At 62.1% G+C, this 16,189-nt stretch carries 18 protein-coding genes; 10 read left to right on the top strand and 8 right to left on the bottom strand.

What is annotated here, in order from left to right; genetic code table 11:
• Window positions 1-362: hypothetical protein (locus VGL40_06035; protein HEY3314830.1), on the top strand; the 362-nt coding region annotated here is incomplete at its 5' end.
• Between the two features lie 31 nt (window positions 363-393).
• On the top strand, window positions 394-942 hold the full coding sequence (locus VGL40_06030; GenBank protein HEY3314829.1) for a phosphatidylglycerophosphatase A: 549 nt from the start codon (window positions 394-396) through the stop codon (window positions 940-942).
• A gap of 11 nt (window positions 943-953) precedes the next feature.
• On the opposite strand, the gene VGL40_06025 is transcribed toward VGL40_06030, so the two are convergent.
• A complete protein-coding gene (locus VGL40_06025; protein ID HEY3314828.1) occupies window positions 954-1,607 on the bottom strand; it encodes a hypothetical protein in 654 nt (217 codons plus the stop codon).
• A gap of 286 nt (window positions 1,608-1,893) precedes the next feature.
• Here VGL40_06025 and VGL40_06020 point away from each other — a divergent pair, with 286 nt between their 5' ends.
• From VGL40_06020 to VGL40_06010, 3 genes are all read left to right on the top strand, one after another.
• A complete protein-coding gene (locus tag VGL40_06020) occupies window positions 1,894-2,094 on the top strand; it encodes a DUF2007 domain-containing protein (GenBank protein HEY3314827.1) in 201 nt (66 codons plus the stop codon).
• Between the two features lie 131 nt (window positions 2,095-2,225).
• Window positions 2,226-3,707: a pyruvate kinase gene (pyk, locus tag VGL40_06015; protein HEY3314826.1), complete on the top strand. Its 1,482-nt coding sequence runs from the start codon at window positions 2,226-2,228 to the stop codon at window positions 3,705-3,707.
• A 104-nt stretch (window positions 3,708-3,811) separates the two neighbouring features.
• Window positions 3,812-4,303 (top strand): hypothetical protein, encoded by a 492-nt coding sequence (locus tag VGL40_06010; protein ID HEY3314825.1) that lies wholly within the window; start codon window positions 3,812-3,814, stop codon window positions 4,301-4,303.
• A 233-nt stretch (window positions 4,304-4,536) separates the two neighbouring features.
• Here VGL40_06010 and VGL40_06005 read toward each other — a convergent pair whose 3' ends face one another.
• Entirely contained in the window at window positions 4,537-4,866 is a 330-nt protein-coding gene (locus VGL40_06005) for an NAD(P)H-dependent oxidoreductase (GenBank protein HEY3314824.1), read from the bottom strand.
• 169 nt (window positions 4,867-5,035) lie between these two features.
• Between VGL40_06005 and VGL40_06000 the strand changes: the two genes are divergently transcribed.
• Entirely contained in the window at window positions 5,036-6,430 is a 1,395-nt protein-coding gene (locus tag VGL40_06000; protein ID HEY3314823.1) for a tryptophanase, read from the top strand.
• Window positions 6,431-6,643: 213 nt separating this feature from the next.
• Here the strand turns inward: VGL40_06000 and VGL40_05995 are convergent, their stop codons facing one another.
• From VGL40_05995 to VGL40_05985, 3 genes are read right to left on the bottom strand one after another with little or no spacing between them, the layout of a single operon-like run.
• Window positions 6,644-7,180: a hypothetical protein gene (locus VGL40_05995; protein ID HEY3314822.1), complete on the bottom strand. Its 537-nt coding sequence runs from the start codon at window positions 7,178-7,180 to the stop codon at window positions 6,644-6,646.
• Window positions 7,173-8,315 carry a hypothetical protein gene (locus VGL40_05990; protein ID HEY3314821.1) on the bottom strand — a complete coding sequence of 381 codons (1,143 nt, stop codon included), beginning with the start codon at window positions 8,313-8,315 and terminating at the stop codon, window positions 7,173-7,175. Before VGL40_05990 ends, VGL40_05995 begins: the two co-directional genes overlap by 8 nt.
• 12 nt (window positions 8,316-8,327) lie before the next feature.
• Window positions 8,328-9,299, bottom strand: a complete 972-nt coding sequence (locus tag VGL40_05985; GenBank protein HEY3314820.1) for a hypothetical protein — start codon at window positions 9,297-9,299, stop codon at window positions 8,328-8,330.
• Between the two features lie 632 nt (window positions 9,300-9,931).
• On the opposite strand from VGL40_05985, the gene VGL40_05980 reads away from it, so the two are divergent.
• Genes VGL40_05980 through VGL40_05970 form a run of 3 tightly spaced genes read left to right on the top strand, consistent with a single transcriptional unit; the run spans window position 9,932 to window position 12,189 of the window.
• Window positions 9,932-10,183, top strand: coding sequence for a DUF2604 domain-containing protein (locus VGL40_05980; protein ID HEY3314819.1), 252 nt, complete (start codon window positions 9,932-9,934; stop codon window positions 10,181-10,183).
• A gap of 2 nt (window positions 10,184-10,185) precedes the next feature.
• Window positions 10,186-10,626 carry a hypothetical protein gene (locus VGL40_05975; GenBank protein HEY3314818.1) on the top strand — a complete coding sequence of 147 codons (441 nt, stop codon included), beginning with the start codon at window positions 10,186-10,188 and terminating at the stop codon, window positions 10,624-10,626.
• A gap of 15 nt (window positions 10,627-10,641) precedes the next feature.
• On the top strand, window positions 10,642-12,189 hold the full coding sequence (locus VGL40_05970) for a ThiF family adenylyltransferase (GenBank protein HEY3314817.1): 1,548 nt from the start codon (window positions 10,642-10,644) through the stop codon (window positions 12,187-12,189).
• Between the two features lie 666 nt (window positions 12,190-12,855).
• Here the strand turns inward: VGL40_05970 and VGL40_05965 are convergent.
• Entirely contained in the window at window positions 12,856-13,932 is a 1,077-nt protein-coding gene (locus VGL40_05965) for a transposase (GenBank protein ID HEY3314816.1), read from the bottom strand.
• A gap of 550 nt (window positions 13,933-14,482) precedes the next feature.
• On the opposite strand from VGL40_05965, the gene VGL40_05960 reads away from it, so the two are divergent.
• Window positions 14,483-14,695: a winged helix-turn-helix domain-containing protein gene (locus tag VGL40_05960; protein HEY3314815.1), complete on the top strand. Its 213-nt coding sequence runs from the start codon at window positions 14,483-14,485 to the stop codon at window positions 14,693-14,695.
• Between the two features lie 91 nt (window positions 14,696-14,786).
• Here the strand turns inward: VGL40_05960 and VGL40_05955 are convergent, their stop codons facing one another.
• Together VGL40_05955 and VGL40_05950 are read right to left on the bottom strand one after the other, a co-directional pair.
• Window positions 14,787-15,053, bottom strand: a complete 267-nt coding sequence (locus VGL40_05955; protein HEY3314814.1) for a hypothetical protein — start codon at window positions 15,051-15,053, stop codon at window positions 14,787-14,789.
• Window positions 15,054-15,464: 411 nt separating this feature from the next.
• The gene (locus VGL40_05950) at window positions 15,465-16,022 is read right to left on the bottom strand and encodes a HAMP domain-containing sensor histidine kinase (protein HEY3314813.1); all 558 of its coding nucleotides are present in this window, start codon (window positions 16,020-16,022) and stop codon (window positions 15,465-15,467) included.
• Window positions 16,023-16,189 lie beyond the last annotated feature (167 nt).

Genomic DNA, 16,189 nt, shown 5'->3' with positions numbered 1-16,189 from the left:
AAGAGGGCAGGGCCGGTCGCGATAGCGGCGACGCCCCACCGGAGATCAAGGTCATCGCCGAGAGCGTCGTCGCCCTGGGCACCGGCGGCGGTGTCGGCGGCGGGGGAGAACCGGCCCTCCACCTGCGCCTGGCCGATGTCGACCCGGCCGCTGCGTCGGCCGACGTCCTCGCCCCCGAGCTCCGGCGGCTCCTCCAGGCTCACCCGGGGAAATGCCCGGTGTTCCTGCATCTGGGCCAGACCGGACGGGTCATCAGGCTCAAGCCGGCCTTCTGGGTCGACGGCCGGGAGACCCTCCTGGACAAGCTCAGCGAGACCATCGGCGCCGATAATGTGCGGCACACCAACCCCCACCGCATATAGTGAAGCGTTTCGTGGGTGGGGGGGAAGCTGGTTGCCCGAGGGCCGTCTCCTATGCACCGATGAGTTGGTCATCGCCGTCCTCGCCGAGCGCGGGGTGGAGCTGACCGAGGTCGCCGATATCGTCCACGCCCTGCAGAGCAAGCATTGCCCAGACCTGACCCCGGCCGAGTGCCTGGCCGGTGTGCGCGGGGTCCTGCAAAAGCGAGAAGTCCAGCAGGCCATCCTGACCGGGGTGACCCTTGATGTGCTGGCCGAAAAGGGGCTCCTTCCGGAGCCCCTCCTGACCGTCGTGGCTGATGACGACCCGCTCTTCGGGGTCGATGAGATCCTGGCCCTGTCGATAATCAACGTTTACGGGTCGATCGGCCTGACCAACTTCGGCTACCTGGATCACGAGAAGCCGGGGGTGCTGGGGCGGCTGCATGGCCGGGGCAAGGGGGAACGCGGCCGGAGAGCCCCGCCGGACGGCTGTCGCGGCGAGCCCTGGCAGGTCCACACCTTCCTCGACGACCTGATCGCCGGGGTGGCCGCGGCCGCCGCGGCCAAGCTGGCCCACGCGAGAGGCCCGCGCCAATCGTGAAACCGCGGGCCCTACAGGATCGGCAATTGCCGCGACTCCTTGTCCTTGTCCGGGGTCCGCGACTGCCCGCCGCCGGAGCTCTGGCCGCCTTGCCCGGACCCGGACGAGCCCGGTCCGGACCCGGACGAGCCCGTCCCGACGCCGGTCAAGAGCCTGGTCGATTCCTCGAACTCCTTGACCTGTGCGGCCATACCGGTGAGGGCCGCGCCTTGCATCATCGCCGCCTGGGCCTCGGCCATCGCCGCCACGGCCTGCTGGAGCGAGCGAGTCACGGTGGCCCCGGCCATCAGCTGCTGTTCGCCGATCTTCGTCCGCAACTGCTCGACCGGTCGCAGGAAGGACGCCGGGTTGGCCTTGACCGATTCGCTGCCCTCGTGCAACGATCCGATGACCTTGTCGATCTGAGCCGCGATCTGTTCCATCCGCTGCGCGTCGCCGACCTTCTCCGAGGCCAGGCTGAGAGCGCTCTGCAGCTCCCGTTCGGTGACCATCTGCTCGGAACGGGCCGTCGTCTTCATCGTCGAGACCATTTGCTGGAGCCGCTCGAAGGCCGTCTTGGGCGGCCCCGACGGCGCCTTGGCCGTATCCCTCAGTTCCTCGATGACCAGCCCTTCCGGCGGTCCCTGAACCCTCTTGCCTTGCTCGTTTGCCGTCTCCTTGGTCAAGTGAGACACCTCCGTGCACCCCGCGATTTTGCCTTCTTCGGCATCCTCCCTATTATGACCGGTTCGGCAAAGAAGGAATTACCGACCAATGGGGCGAACGAAGCGCCCAAGGACCCCGCGCGGGCCAGTAAATCTTGGGCTGCGCGGCCGAAAAAGAGGAATAGAGGGACAGGTAACGAAGGAATAGCCGACGCTCGCGCGGTCAAACACTAGTCTAGCTAGCGGCGGAACCGGCCAAGCCCCAGCCGACACTCGCTAAGCAGTTCTAAGGAGGGCCTGAGCAAGCGTGTGGACCGTCGTCTACATCGCCCCCAACATGTCCATCGCCGAGATGCTCAAGGAGATCCTCAGTAAGGAAGGCGTGCTGGTGATGTTGCGGACTCTCGGGGTTCCACACCTGGGGGCGTCGGGTTCAGTCGAGGTCTTGGTGCCCGAGGGAGAAGTCGAAGAAGCCCATGACATCCTGTTCAGCGTCCTCGGCCGGTAGGGCCGGCGGCGCCAAGCCGTGGCCCGGATGGATCGGGCCGCCACCGCGGGGTGAGAGCCGACCGACCGCAGGCGTCGTCAGACGTCTGTTTTTGTTTGCTTAGGTTGCGATCCACGTGAGGAGGGGTCCGGGTGCATCGCACCAAGATCATCGCCACCCTGGGGCCGGCGAGCCAGGATCAGTCGACGCTGGAGGCCATGCTCAGGGCCGGGCTCAACGTCGTCCGCCTGAACCTGGCCCACGGCCGCCACGAAGAACACCAGGCCAGGCTGAACGCAGCCAGGCGGGCCGCCGAAGCCTTGGGCGTGCGTCTGGCGACCATCGCCGACATCGCCGGGCCCGAGGTCCGTACCTCCGGCCTTCCCGCCGGCGGGGCGGACATCGTCGCCGGGCAGGAGTTGGCCTTCGTCCCGGCGGCCGCGGGTCCGGCGGCCGCGCCGTCCCCCGTCGGGCCCGCACCCGCGTCACCGAAGGCCATTCTGACGGTCAGAACCGACCACGCCGGACTGGCCGGCGATGTCCGCCCCGGGCAGCGCATCCTGATGGACGATGGCAACCTGGTCCTCGAGGCCGTCAGGGTGGAGGGGCCGGTGGTCGTCGCCCGGGTCCTCGCCGGCGGTCATCTCTTGGACGGGAAGAAGCTCATCCTCCCCGGGGCCAGCCTCGGGTTGCCGGCCCTAAGCGAGAAGGACCGTCTGGCCATCGCCTTCGCCGTGCGGGCCGGGATCGACTACATCGCCGCTTCCTTCGTCCGCCGGGGTGAAGACGTCCGGGAGATCAAACGGACCATCGCCGACATCGGCGGGGACCAGCCGGTCATCGCCAAGATCGAAAACGCCGACGGCCTGGCCAACCTCGAGGCCATCCTGGAAGCCACCGATGGATTGATGGTCGCCCGCGGCGACCTCGGCGTCGAGATTCCCGCCGAAGAGGTGCCGCTCCTCCAGAAGTCGATGATCGCCAAAGCCAGGGCGGCCGGGAAGCCGGTCATCACGGCCACTCAGATGCTTGAGTCGATGGTCGAAAAGCCCGTCCCGACGCGGGCCGAAGCCAGTGACGTGGCCAACGCCATCCTCGATGGGACCGACGCGGTGATGCTCTCGGCCGAGACGGCCATCGGCAGGCATCCGGTGGAAGCGGTGGCCACCATGGCTCGCATCGCCGAACGGGCCGAGACAGCCCTCGATCACCAGGCCTTCCTGGAGAAGACGGTGGGGGGCGAGGACACCGGGGTCACCGACGCCATCAGCCGCGCCGTCTGCGCCGTCGCCGCCAGGCTCGGAGCGGCGGCCATCCTCACGGCGACCGCCTCGGGCCACACCGCCCGGGCCATCGCCCGCTTCCGCCCCGGCCTGCCCCTCCTGGCGGCCACGCCGCACGAGCGGGTCGCCCGCCGCCTCACGCTGGTCTGGGGGGTCCAGCCGGTGATCATCCCGCCGATCACCGACACTGATGCCATGCTGACCGCGGCCGTCGACCGCTCGCTGGCGGCCGGTCTGATCAAGAAGGGCGACACAGTGGTCATCACCGCCGGCGTCCCGGTGGGCGTGCCCGGTTCGACCAACCTGTTGAAGGTCCAGGTGGTCGGGGAGGGCGCGGTCGCCCGGCGATAACCAAGGCGAGGCGGCCATCCGCAACAAGAAGAGCGGCCACCCGTGACGACAAAAATATCCCCCGCCGGCCATGGGGAGACTAGGCCGCGGGGGGTGTTTTGTCTTTGGTCTTCCTGGTCAACCCGGTCTGGGCCTGGGTCATCCTGCTGGTCGGGGCTTACGCCGTCGCCTTACTCCTCTTGCGCCGCCGTTTCTTGGGCCTCCTGCCGTACGGCTTCGTCGCCGGCTTCTTCTACACCCTGGCCATCCAGTACCTGGCCGTGGACGTCCTTGGTCTGTGGCGCTACCGCCTGGCCTTCGCCGGCCCGACCGTTTACGGCATCCCGTTCTTCGTCCTTTTGGTCTGGATCCCCGAGGTCATGCTGTTCATCCACTATTATCCGGTGAACAACGTCTCCCGGGTCTTCTACATCTTCATGTTCTCGGTCGGGGCCACCCTCATCCAGTACCCCTTCGTCTCCCCCCTGGAGCTCCTCATCTACCTGCAATGGAACGTCTTCTGGACCTTCGTCCTGGCCGTCGCCAGCCACCTGGCGGCTCTCTGGATCTACGAGCTCAGCGGCGGGCGGGAGAAGCTGGCCACCGGCCGGGCCTAGGGCGGCGCTCCGGAACGGTCCGGCCAGGGCCCGGGGCGAGTTCCGGGGCGAGCCCCGGGGCGAGTCCGAGCGGGGGACGGCAGGGGGTGCCCCCCTTCTCGGAAGTCTGGTCCGACTATCCATTTATTGGACCAGGCTTCGGGGGGACGGACCGCCCCCCCCCCAACTCCTTCAAGGCGCCCCTCCCTTCCGGGGGGGCGCCCTTCGTCCTTCGCCCTTCGCCGCCTTGTCGCTCAGTGTCTGGCCCCCACCGAGGCCGCCTCGTGTCCGGCCATGATCCACTCGGCCACCTGGACCGCCCACTTGGCCTGGTGGCGAGCGGCCGCCAGCTCCTTATCCCCGACGTCGCCGTTGGTCGCCGTGGCCACCTTGTTGGCCAGCTTTCCCTGGGCCCAGAGGCCCCCGGTGGTGTCGAGGAACTGCTTCATCTGGCCGGCCATGGTTCCGTAGCGGGTCGGGGTGCTGAAGATGTAGACGTCGGCCCCCTCCGCCGCCGCCGACGCCAGGTGGTAGTTGGTCCCGGTGGAGCTGTAATAGACTACGGCCGCCTTTGGCTTTGGCACTTCCAATGCCCCCTTCAGGTTTATGGCCAAGCTGGGTCCGGTACTACTCTTCCCGTCATGGCCCCGGAGGAATCCGGGGAGGAACGGACGGGACCCAATCCGTGGAGGAAACGACCGGCGGCCAAAGAAATCCATCAGGGAAGCCCGACCTAAACTTGGAGGTGACCACGTGGGTCCGACTTTCGAACCCGAACCCTACCGGATCAAGGTCGTCGAGCCGATCAGGAAGACCACCATCGAGGAGCGCGTCCGAATCGTCCGGGAGGCCGGCTACAACCTCTTCGCCGTGCCCTCCGAGGACGTCTTCATCGACCTCCTCACCGACAGCGGTACCTCGGCCATGTCCGACCGCCAATGGGCCGGGCTGATGGCCGGCGACGAGGCCTATGCCGGCAGCCGCAACTTCTACAGCCTGAGGGACACGGTCCGCCGGGTGATGGGGTTTCCTTACGTCATCCCGACCCACCAGGGGCGGGCCGCCGAGCACGTCCTCTTCGCCACCATGGTCAAGCCGGGCCAGGCCGTGGTCAACAACATGCACTTCGACACGACCAAGGCCCACGTCGAGCACCGCGGGGCGAGGGCGGTCAACCTGGCCATCGACGCCGTCTACGACCCGGTCGCCCACCACCCCTTCAAGGGCGACATGGACCTCAAGAAGCTGGACAAGTTCCTGGCCTCGAAGGTCGGCCCGGATGGGACGGCCAGGGCCGACGTGCCGATGGTGATGGTTACCATCACCTGCAACTCCGGCGGCGGCCAGCCCGTCTCCCTGAACAACCTGCGGGGGGTCAGAGAGATCGCCGACCGCTACGGCGTGCCGGTCTTCCTCGACGCCGCCCGCTTTGCCGAGAACGCCTTCTTCATCAAGGAGCGGGAGCCCGGCCAGCACGACCGGTCCATCCCCGAGATCGTCAAGGAGATGTTCTCCTACGCCGACGGCTGCACGATGAGCGCCAAGAAGGACGCTCTGGTGAACATCGGCGGCTTCGTCGCCCTCCGCTCTGAGGAGACCTACCACCTGTGCTCGGTCTGGGCCATCCTCTTCGAGGGCTTTGTCACCTACGGCGGGCTGGCCGGTCGCGACCTCGAGGCGATGGCTCGCGGCCTCGACGAGGTCCTCGACGAGGAGTACCTCAAGGCCCGTATCGGGCAGGTCCGCTATCTCGGCCAGAAGCTCATCGACGCGGGCGTCCCGATCATCGAGCCCATCGGCGGCCACGCCGTCTACCTGGATGCCAAGCGCTTCCTGCCGCACCTCCACCAAGACCACTTCCCGGCTCAGGCCCTCTCGGTCGAACTGTACGTGGAGGGCGGGGTCCGGACGGTCGAGATCGGCACCGTCCTGGAAGGCCGTGACCCGGCCACCCACGAGAACATCTACCCGGCCCTGGAGATGGTCAGACTGGCCATCCCGCGCCGCGTCTACACCCAGTCGCACCTGGACTACGTGGCCGAAGTGGTCAAGCGGGTCCACGCCCGGCGCGAGTCCATCCGCGGCCTCCGCTTCACCTACGAGCCGCCCGTCCTGCGCCACTTCACGGCCAGGTTCGAGCCGGTCTAGCCTGCGGACAATCCATTGCTCAGATTGCGCTTACTGTATCTGGAATCAGACGAACCTCGTACTTCCACCCGCAACTCGGGGCACGGCGACCCATGAAGAAGGCAAGTGGCAGCTGGCGGAATCCCGGCTGCCACTCGCTCTAGTCCCCGTTCACCCGAACAAAAATCAGCCGCAAGAGTCAGCATCTGTAAGGCTGGAGAAGAGCGAAAGCCCTTACTCAATAAGCACGAATCGTCTCAGGACTTCATCGTCACTGAGGCGCTGCCACTTGTCGGCCAACTCGTATACCGCGCAGCCGGTGAGGTCCTTCATCTGGGCTCGCCCGAAATCCGGGACGACTATAGAGAAAAAGCCTCTTTTCAGAGAGAAAGCGTGGATATTGTCGGTTGGGGAATGGAAAGCCACGCCAGCATGGCTGTGAACCTGTGTGAATACGAAGTCGCCAGCTTGAAGAAGGTGCTGTCTGAGCCGGTCGAGATCACGGCCATTAGCCTCTGCATACCGTTTGGTGGCGTACCCAGAAAATGGGAAGGCGGTCTGAATGACGGCATCCTCACCGTTGCTGATTCTGCCCGTCCATACAAGGTAACCCTCCCTGGGGGCGGCCAATCGCAGTGAGCATAAGGTGTCGTCGAAGGCTTTCCTACGCACGTAGACAGTTCTGATTCTTGTGGGTTTCCGGCGGCTTGCGGCCGCCGAATCGCCAACACGTATGTCCAGATGCTGTCCTCTTAAGCCCTTGTCACTCATGCCTGCTCTCCTCTCCTGGGCGGCCCTTATCAACAATAACCGTGTTTACCGCAGCCAACTCATCCATGTCCATCACCGTAGGTATGCCATCCACCAAAACGGTCTCGGTTTCCAAAGATTCCTTGGGCCCTAGCCGACACTGACTACCTGGCCCGCTTCCGCTAAAGACCAGAGAGGCTGTGGAAGCATCCAGCCGGCTTACAGTCAGGGCACTGCTGCCGAAATCCAAGCAGAGAGCTGACCACGGGCCAACATCCCCATGAATGGCAAAGTCTGCTGCCACCTGCGTTCCATAAGTGCAAGCCGCTGCGCAGGTGGTCATAGCCTGTTCGGAAAGCCCAACGCTCCAATGCACCAGGGCATAGTCAAATAGCTGTTCCTGAAGGTCAACCAAACGCCGGAAGCCCGACTGCCTGTGCTCATTATCAACCTGGTTGCTAATGGCTGGACTCTCTTCAACAGTTAGATCGAAAGAGGGCGCACTCAAGGCCCCTGTTGCGTCCGTTTCTGACAGCTGAAAACCAATGCGTGGATCATCTGAGTTCGCTAGTCCGATGCCTACTCGAAGCCCCGGATAAGGTGCTGCATTCGGGGACCGACCTAGCCGCGTGACAGCAAGAACCAGTTCTTTATCCACAGACCCGAAGAACTTCTCCCTTTGATAGGCTCTTACAGGGAACTGATTCCACGACTCCACCATTATTGAGAAGCCCACGGGAGAATCCTCTTCACCAATAATCATATCCTGGTCTGACGCCATTTCCAGCTCACCCGATATCAACGCAGCGACGACAGGCTCATTGGGTTCCGGGGAGTCCAGGCACAGAACGAGTCGTCTGACGCTCCCCTCAGCTGAACGCACCAGGTATAAGTCCCCAGCACTTGCTCGGGAAGGCATTTCCTTATCGAAGCCGTGCTTGGCCCGGGGCGTGTGAACGGCGGACACTATCTCAGGCACTTGTTCCTTTAGGAACCCCAAATCCTCACACAGTGCTGCTCGCAGGTCCACGAGGCGTGATTGGCAGTCTTTACAGCGATCAAAGTGTTGCCTCAACTCGCCCATTTCCTCTGACGGCATCTCGCCCAATAGGAAAGCGAGTAGCCTGCCGTTGGACGGGCAGACCTCACGATGCATGATAACCCTCCTCTAGACCTCCGTGTCAACAGCTACGTCCATGAGTTCATGCCATACGGCTTGAGTCTCCCCGGGCTCACCGCAAGCGGTATGGAGCCTTCTCAGGAGAGCCCGAGACCGACGAGATACCGTCGCCTTTGATAAGCCACTACCCTGGGCTACCATGTCTAGGTTCCCCATCTCAGACGCTAATCCGCGTAGGATGGCTTTTTCGGGTGGAGAACACCCCACGAAAAAGCGGAGGGCCAATCCCCTGGCCTCTGAGTGCTCGACCATGTCAAGGGGATCCACGCTCTGACCCATTACCCATGACAGATCAGGGACGGGATAGGTTCCCTCTGACGTTAGTCCGACGGTGTCGGCTATCAGATACATTATGTCCTTTAGCACCCAGTATTCTCCGGTAGACTCGAATAGCTGTGCCAAGAACTCCTTCAAGTCCTTAGGGCGTATGGCTGGCGGACGCTTGCCGGCCGAAGGACCGTATCTGGGCCTGACCATTGTCCTAAGGAAGCGCACAGCATCACCGACGTTCGCCGCATCCCCCGCTCTCTCAGCGTCGTGTTCCCACTTGGCGAGTCCCCACACCCATTCTCTTCGGCGACCTCTCTTCGAAAGAGCGACAAAGTCGGTGCTCGCCTCAAGCGCGCGAATTATCTGCTCTTTCAGGTTGCCCAGGGGGCCGCGGCCTGTCGTTCTTCGAAGATGGTCTCCGACTACATGCTCAAGGCCTTTCTCAAACTCGGATAAGTTGGAGGCGGTAGTCAACAGGTCACCAAGCTTAGAGCGCGATAAAGGCCCTATTAGCAGGTCGTCAGTAAGGGCCAAGATGGCGTCGGCATCCCAGCGACCGTCGAGTCCTCGCCAGCTTGGGGGTCTTCTCACCCAGACGAACGCCGCTACCGCCTTGCGGACGGTATCGTAGAGACCCTGGGTTAGTCCCTGGCGGGAATATTCCAGCCTCAGGCCATCGAGATCAGGCAACTCCTACCGCCCGCCTTCCAACTGCATGAGGGCTTGGCGGAGTTGCTCCAGAAAGGGCTCCGCCAATTGGCCCTTAGACTGATCCCTGTATGCCCTAAGCCAAGCGACCCTCAATGGTCTCCTCATTCTGGGCACGATATGAGTTCGTTCAGGCAGACTGTAGACACTCCCCGCAGGTATGCTGATAGACGTTCGGCCGTGCCTTTGGGTAGTCCCAAGGGCACAACTGACGATCGGCATCGGGGCGCGGTACTCGCCGACTACGACCCAAGGATGCAGACCACTCCTGCCTTCCCTGGTTATGACCCCGGTTAGTGAGTCCGGGAGCAGCCAGATGCTTCCGAACCGGACAAATCGAGATGCCCATTCCTCATCGGTTTCCTCAGCGTGGGTATCCAGTTCACCGCGAGTGACTCTGTCGGGAACGAACCTCACCCCCCACGATCACTCCTCGGGAAACCCGGAACCTTCCAAGAGGTATTACTCGTCGAAAGCCGCTATCCTGTTGCACCCGTTGTCGGATTCTGCACCGGTCGGCAGAGAGGGGCGAGGAGGCAACTGTGGCCTGCAACAGGTGGGCCAGGTTCGCCGAGAATGTGTTTCAGAGGAATCCTAACCGGGAGGTACAAGCCGTGAGTGAGAAGACCGTCGAAGTGACCGTCGAGACCATGGACGGGGAGACCGTGTTGGTCAAAGCCAACGTAGAAAACAAGGTCGAGCACCTGATGCGCGAAGCAGCTAGGGAGTTGGGTATTGGGGTCGACATCCGGGTCTATGACCTCACCTTTGAGGGGCAGCGTCTGGATCCGGAGTCCAAGATCGAGAATACTTCAATCCGCAATGGCTCGAGGGTGCGCTTGGAACGCCGGCCCCGGGTGGGGTAAGGATGCATCCGTTAGCTACCCATCGACTGCTTTCGTCTCACTTGAGAAAGCTTGATCAGCGTATCCGTGCTGCCGGTTGGACAATCAACCTGACCGGCGTTAACCTAACCGTCGACATGGTGCAGCGAGCAACAGGCGAGGTCTTCCGCCTCGCCATAGTTGCCGACGAGTATCCTCTCATGCCTGTCGCCGTCCATTTCCTGCCCGCGTTACAGCGACCGGCCGAGGCGAAATGGCCCTTTGACGGCAACTACGTGTTTAGGACGAATGGCTCTCGACCATTTGTCTGCTTGAGTGGCATCAGAAGCTTCGTCCCGGACTCGACAGACGCCCTGAAGTATCTGGGAACCGAAGAGATTCACATTGGGGCGGTTCTCGGGAACCTGGACAAGGCGTTGAATGACCCGCGATGCACGGGTGCGGTGTACCTGCCACTCAAATGAAGGGGATGACCCCTGATGACTGTAACGACAATTCCGGCCTTCCTGGATCGCACACAGAGACTAATCATTGACATGAGCGGCCTGAAGGCGGAGCAAGCAGGGCTAGCCTCGCTCGATGTGACTGTGGGCTTAGCTACGACGACGGAAGCCTTCGCAACACCCCTGGTGCGTGCGATCACCGTGTTTGCTCTCAACCTGCTTGCCCGCACGTTTCCGCGGGTTGCCCTCCTGCCACCATTGGGTAGCGAATTGCTCGGGCCGCTCTACTCCGAGTTTGAGACCAGATGGGGGTTTCCGTATGCCGTCCTAGGGACCGGGGAAATTGTGCCGGGGAAAGCCTGCGATCTGATGATGGCCATAGGGACCGTGGATCACGTCTACGGTGCAAGACATGTGGTGACCATCGGCTGCGACGGCTGGGTGGCTAAGTTTGCTCAGGGGCCTCGGCCGGGTAGCGTGAGTGTGGCGGACTCCGATAACCCGCTTGGCGGCGTTGTCGCGGCCTGCGTTGGTACCGCTCAGCTGTTTGCACGGGCCATTGAACCGCTGATGCCACCCGCCTCCTTGCGGCGACTCGGCGGGCCTGATAGTCTGGAGTGGTCGGCCTATTCCTACCTGCATGACGGTGCGAACCCCGCCCTCCCATCACCCTTACTGGTCGAAGATCTGGTCATGATCGGGCTCGGTGGGGTGGGCTCAGCCGCCGCAGCAATTATCAGTTGGGTCCCCGGGCTGGAAGGGAGCTTGACCCTCGTCGACCCGGACCAAGTCGACGAGTCCAACCTAAACCGTTTCCTGATAGCTCCAAAGTCGACAGTAGGCAGTGCGAAAGTGGAGGTTGTGAAGACCTTCCTCGACAGACGACAGGGGATGTCGGTCATTGCGGCTCCTATGACCTACCGTCAATTCGTGAGGCAGTTCGGCCGGCCTTGGGACATCGTGGTCTCAAGCGTTGACAACGAAGAGGTCCGGGCGGCCATCCAGACGGATCTACCCAGGGTCATCATTGATGGAGCGACGGCAGGCCCGGTCATCGGAATAAGCCGCCACACGTTCACGGACGGGGCCTGCTTGGGATGTCTCCATCCGGTTACGGAAGACTCATACGGTAGGGAAATCGAGATTGCCAAGGTTCTAGGTATCCCGCTGGGAGACGTGATTGATCGGCTTAGTGATGACCGTCCCTTCTCACCGTGGGAACTGGCCGCTATTGGGTCGCGGCTGGGGCTAAAAGGAATTGACGTCTCAAGACGCAAGTCCCTACGAACGCTCTGGGCGGAAGACATCTGCGGGCGGATTAGACTGCCGGCTGGAGACTCATCGCCACAGATCGAAGGCTCAGCGGCTTTCGTTTCTTCGCTGACCGGGGCCTTGGTGGCCGGAGAGGTGCTGAAGGAAGTGGCTATGATGGACCACTTGGACAACCAGTTCATGATGCAGGCATTCAGGGGCCCATCGATTGGGTTCCCCCGAAAACGAAACAAGGCACCCAAATGCCCCTGCTATTGCCAGAAAGAGGCTATGCAGTCATCATACGCGCAACTGCACAATTTGGAGAGATGACATGATGGCACAACTTCAGCCCGCGCTGTCGCTGCTTGGAGTGATGACCCTAGAGGAGGCCGGGGCCCAGATGGAGGCGACCTCAGGCCCGGGGACTCACTCACCTGAGGCGTTGGCGTCCCTGTGGGGGAGGTCACGTGACTCCTTCAAGCCTGTGTGCTCGAACCCCGGATTCCCGGAGATCAGGGAATTGCCGGCTTCTGCCCGAGGGCATCTGATCCAGGTCCCGAAACACGGGAGTTTTGGCCCCATGGTCGCTGGTTTTGGGTGGTCCATCCGGATTGTCGAAATCAGACCTCTGTTGAGCTTGGCCATTCACGTCTCACTACCCCGTGTCGAGCACTGGGTGGAAAGACTCGCTAAGGCGGAGACAGCCTCATTGCTGGAAGGTTGCCTGCCCCTGAGGGCCGATGTGCTTCAACTGAACTCTGCGGGACCCGGGGCTGCAAGTCTGGTCCATAGCGACCTCGGGGTGACGTGGATGGTCAATTTCCAGAATCAAGTCGGGGCAATTCCGGTCGCCCCTCCGCTAGCCGTTCGCGTGGCTGAAGTCAACGGTCGAATGTTCTTGTTCGACGGGTATCACCGAGCGGCGGCTCTCCTCCGCCTTGGTCAGGAGTGGATTCCCTGTGTCATCCTTCACGACTGTAATTGGACTTTTCTGCGTCAGACTCCCCGCGGCCACCGATTTGAGCCAAGTCCATTCAGCCGACCGGACCCCCCCTGCGTGGGCCATTTTGCCACGCCCGCCGCAGTCCCGACATTGGTCCGGCGTGAAGTGCGCGTCATGACAGTGCGGTTTGAGTCGATGATTGCCACCATAGAGTGAACGGCGCCCCCCAATTGGGCGATTCCAGACCCGGAGCCCCAGACGACTCTTCCCATCGCGCCGGACCCGGTGCGAGACAGTCCAAAGAACGACCCTCCCGTCTGGGCCTGTTGAGAAAAACGGTGACGGACAATGTCCGCCACCGTTTCTTCGTTGTCGCCCTCTCTAATCTTGCCTCCCTGCATAGGGAAAAACAGCTGTTCGGCTAGGACGGCCTGTTCTAGGCCCCTGCCATCAGCCGCGGCTTCCCGAATGGCGGTGTGCCTTTTTTGGGCCCGGCAGATACACTCGACGTACGGTTCATGGTCTGAGATGTCGGGCGCGGTCACATCAGCATCGAGGATGATCCCGTGGGTCGGCTCGATAGTCATGTGTGCCAGGTAGTGAAACCCATGCGGCTTCCCTGGCCGGGCGAGCCTCCCCGCATCCGGATCGGTTGCGCTTCTGCCCCGTTCGCGTACCTGCGGTCCATTTGGCTGGGGCTCAGGCCCACGTCTTCCGCCGCCACCTCTCGACCGCCCGTTCTCCTCGTTTATCTCCTTTGCCTCATCTTCCAGCTGAGCACAGTAGTCTCGCGGAGTCTTTGCCACTACGACAGTCTCCTTGCTGTCGCAACTTGCATTGGCCTTAGTGTGAGTGGAGTCGGTTACAACGGCCTCGCCCTGGACCAGTTCCGCAGTCTTGCACTGCTCAACGATCTCCTCGAAGATGGCCAGAAAGAGGTCCGTGCCGGCGAACCGCTCATTCCGGTTCCGGGACAATGTGGAGTGATCCGGTATCCGCTCGTCGAGCTGCAGGTCGAGGAACCAGCGATAGGCCAGGTTCAACTTGATCTCCTGCTCCAAGCGGCGTTCCAACGGGATCCCGTATAGGTAACCAACCAGCCACATCTTGACCAGCCTGACAGGATCAATCGACGGGCGACCCTTTTCGCTGTACAGGTAACGGACTCTGTCCCGGACGAATTTGAAGTCGATCCTCTCTTTGACAAGGCGGAGCAGGTGGTCTCTTGGAACGTAATCGTCCAGGTGTACAGCAGCCTTGGCTGCATCTTATTCTGCTCGTCAATCATCGAAGGCCACCCTTTCATGCATCCCTACTGGATAATTTCGGCGTGACAAGGCTCAAGCCCGTGGGCGACAACGAAAAACCTCGGTTGACCATCACTGGTCAATCGGGGTTTCTCAACAGACCGGTCTGGGAGGGCCCATTAGTTTGGCCATTTCCGCAAAAAGAGTCTAAATCGTTGGCATTCTTCTTGACAGAAGGACTCTTTTGTGGTATCACGCTACCTTAGATTGGAGGGGTGTGTTCATGTCAAGCGAGTCCGCTGATGACGAAGTTCTCGACGTCCTCGAAAGGCTCCTTAGAGCCCAATTGCGAGCGATTAGAGAACTGCGCCGTGAGAGAGAGGGTTTCGGGAGATCACCGGCTGCAGAGAGTCAAGATGCCGAGGGTAAGAGTATGTCGCAAACCGATATGGCTTATGAAGTGCTGGCCCGATCGGGGCACCCGTTGCACATCCGTGACATTGTTGAGCAGATCCAGGTGGTATTCGGGGTCTCCGTCAGCCGCGATTCGTTGGTCTCGGCCGTGATGAAGAAGGTGGCTAACCAAAGGCGGTTCGTGAAGACGGGTAAGAACACGTACGGGCTCTTGGGCCGGGATCGGCCGTGACCACTTTGGTCGAGGCCTTCGAGTCCCTGTTCTTGGCTGCCGGTGAAGCTTTTCCCCAGTACAGGACCTATCTTCAGGCACGGAGACTGGCCTACGGCTTCATCAGCTCTTGGGGCCGCCGTAATATCTCGGCCACGTCGGTGTCGGCCTTGGCCTTGTCGGCACTGAGGTTTTCCAGACAGGTTTGGTTCGAAGTCAGGGCGAACCAGCCGAGGTCCAGGCCCGATGCGTCGACCTGCCGCTCGAGGTTCTCGACCGCTTGGACGATCTTCTCCTGACGGTCGACGATGTCAGTGTACTTGCTTTCGACGCCCTTGGACGTGGTGATTCCGATGAGGCTGACGAGACCGATGAGCACGGCGAGGGCTGGGTAGGAGGCGAGGAGCTTGGGTGCGAGGTTAGTCTGAATCTGGCCTTCATTGTGCGAAGAGTTTCCCTCCTTGGGCGGAATGCCGCGTGTCGAATAGAGTCGACGGCTGAAGCTCTTGTATTGACAATTGAAGGACGAAAGTTTAGTCGCCCTCTCCTGTCGTCCCCGGGGATGGCCGACTGAGCCACAGGAACGGAGTCACACAAAACCGAAACGAGCCCAGCCGGGCTCGTTTCCCTGGTGACCGTCTTCGCGCCGGGATGGATCGATCGGGTGACCTCATCCCCTGGGGCCTGCTTTTCCGGCGCCTCGTTCCCCGGCGCCCCTCCCCTCAAGCCCCGGAGTTCGATCCGGAATTCGCTGCCCATCCCCAGCTTACTCTTTAGCAGGATCCTGCCCTTATGCTTTTGCACACCGTCTTCGCCACGTGCAGGCCAATCCCAAGGCCGTGCTTGGGGTGGTCCGGTGAATGGTAGAAGAGTTCAAGGCTTTCTCACATTCGTCGGGCGCCATGCCCCGCCCCCGATCCCGGATGGAGACCGTCACTCCCTCCGGCTTCCGCTGCCTGACCTCGACCCGCACCTTCGTCCCCAGGGCTGAGTACTCGAGGGCGCTCCCAAGGATGGCGTCGACGGCCTGTCCAAGCCTGACGCGATCGGCCGTGATCACGTAGCGGCTGAGGCCGTCGAGGCGGATCTTTCGCTCGGGCGAGCGAAGACGAGCGAGTTCAACCCTCTCCCGGACAAGCTCGCAGAGGTCGACCAGGTCCACCTTCAGGGTGAGCCGGTCGGCCCTGAGGAGGGCCATGCTGAGGATGTCCTCGACCATCCCGCCCATGGCGGAGACCTGGCGGTCAAGGATGGCCAACATCTTCTTGTACCGGCCGGCGTCGGCCGTGGGGCCATCACCCGCCAGCCACTCGGCGCACAGCTGGATCGCCGACAAGGGAGACCGCAGCTCCTAGTACTACTCCGTTAAGTGTCCGGTAGAATGACCGGCCTACCGCAGGTCGGGCAGGAGCCAAGGCGGATCAGCAGTACCCATTGCAGTTCTTTCTTGGCGCGTCGGAGGGTCCACCCAGAAGTTTTTTTTAGCGCGGAATCCCTCCATCACGAGGAAGTCAA

The organism is Bacillota bacterium (genome assembly GCA_036504675.1).
Taxonomy (GTDB): domain Bacteria; phylum Bacillota; class Sulfobacillia; order JAJYWN01; family JAJZPE01; genus DASXUT01.
This window is presented reverse-complemented; position numbering and strand designations above follow the sequence as displayed.

What these genes read in the sequence shown, in the direction of transcription:
- VGL40_05970 (HEY3314817.1), top strand. Translation starts at nt 10,642, where the DNA reads ATGACTGTAACGACAATTCCGGCCTTCCTGGATCGCACACAGAGACTA.
- VGL40_05995 (HEY3314822.1), bottom strand. Translation starts at nt 7,180, where the DNA reads ATGAGTGACAAGGGCTTAAGAGGACAGCATCTGGACATACGTGTTGGC.
- VGL40_05960 (HEY3314815.1), top strand. Translation starts at nt 14,483, where the DNA reads ATGTCGCAAACCGATATGGCTTATGAAGTGCTGGCCCGATCGGGGCAC.
- VGL40_05975 (HEY3314818.1), top strand. Translation starts at nt 10,186, where the DNA reads ATGCATCCGTTAGCTACCCATCGACTGCTTTCGTCTCACTTGAGAAAG.
- VGL40_05990 (HEY3314821.1), bottom strand. Translation starts at nt 8,315, where the DNA reads ATGCATCGTGAGGTCTGCCCGTCCAACGGCAGGCTACTCGCTTTCCTA.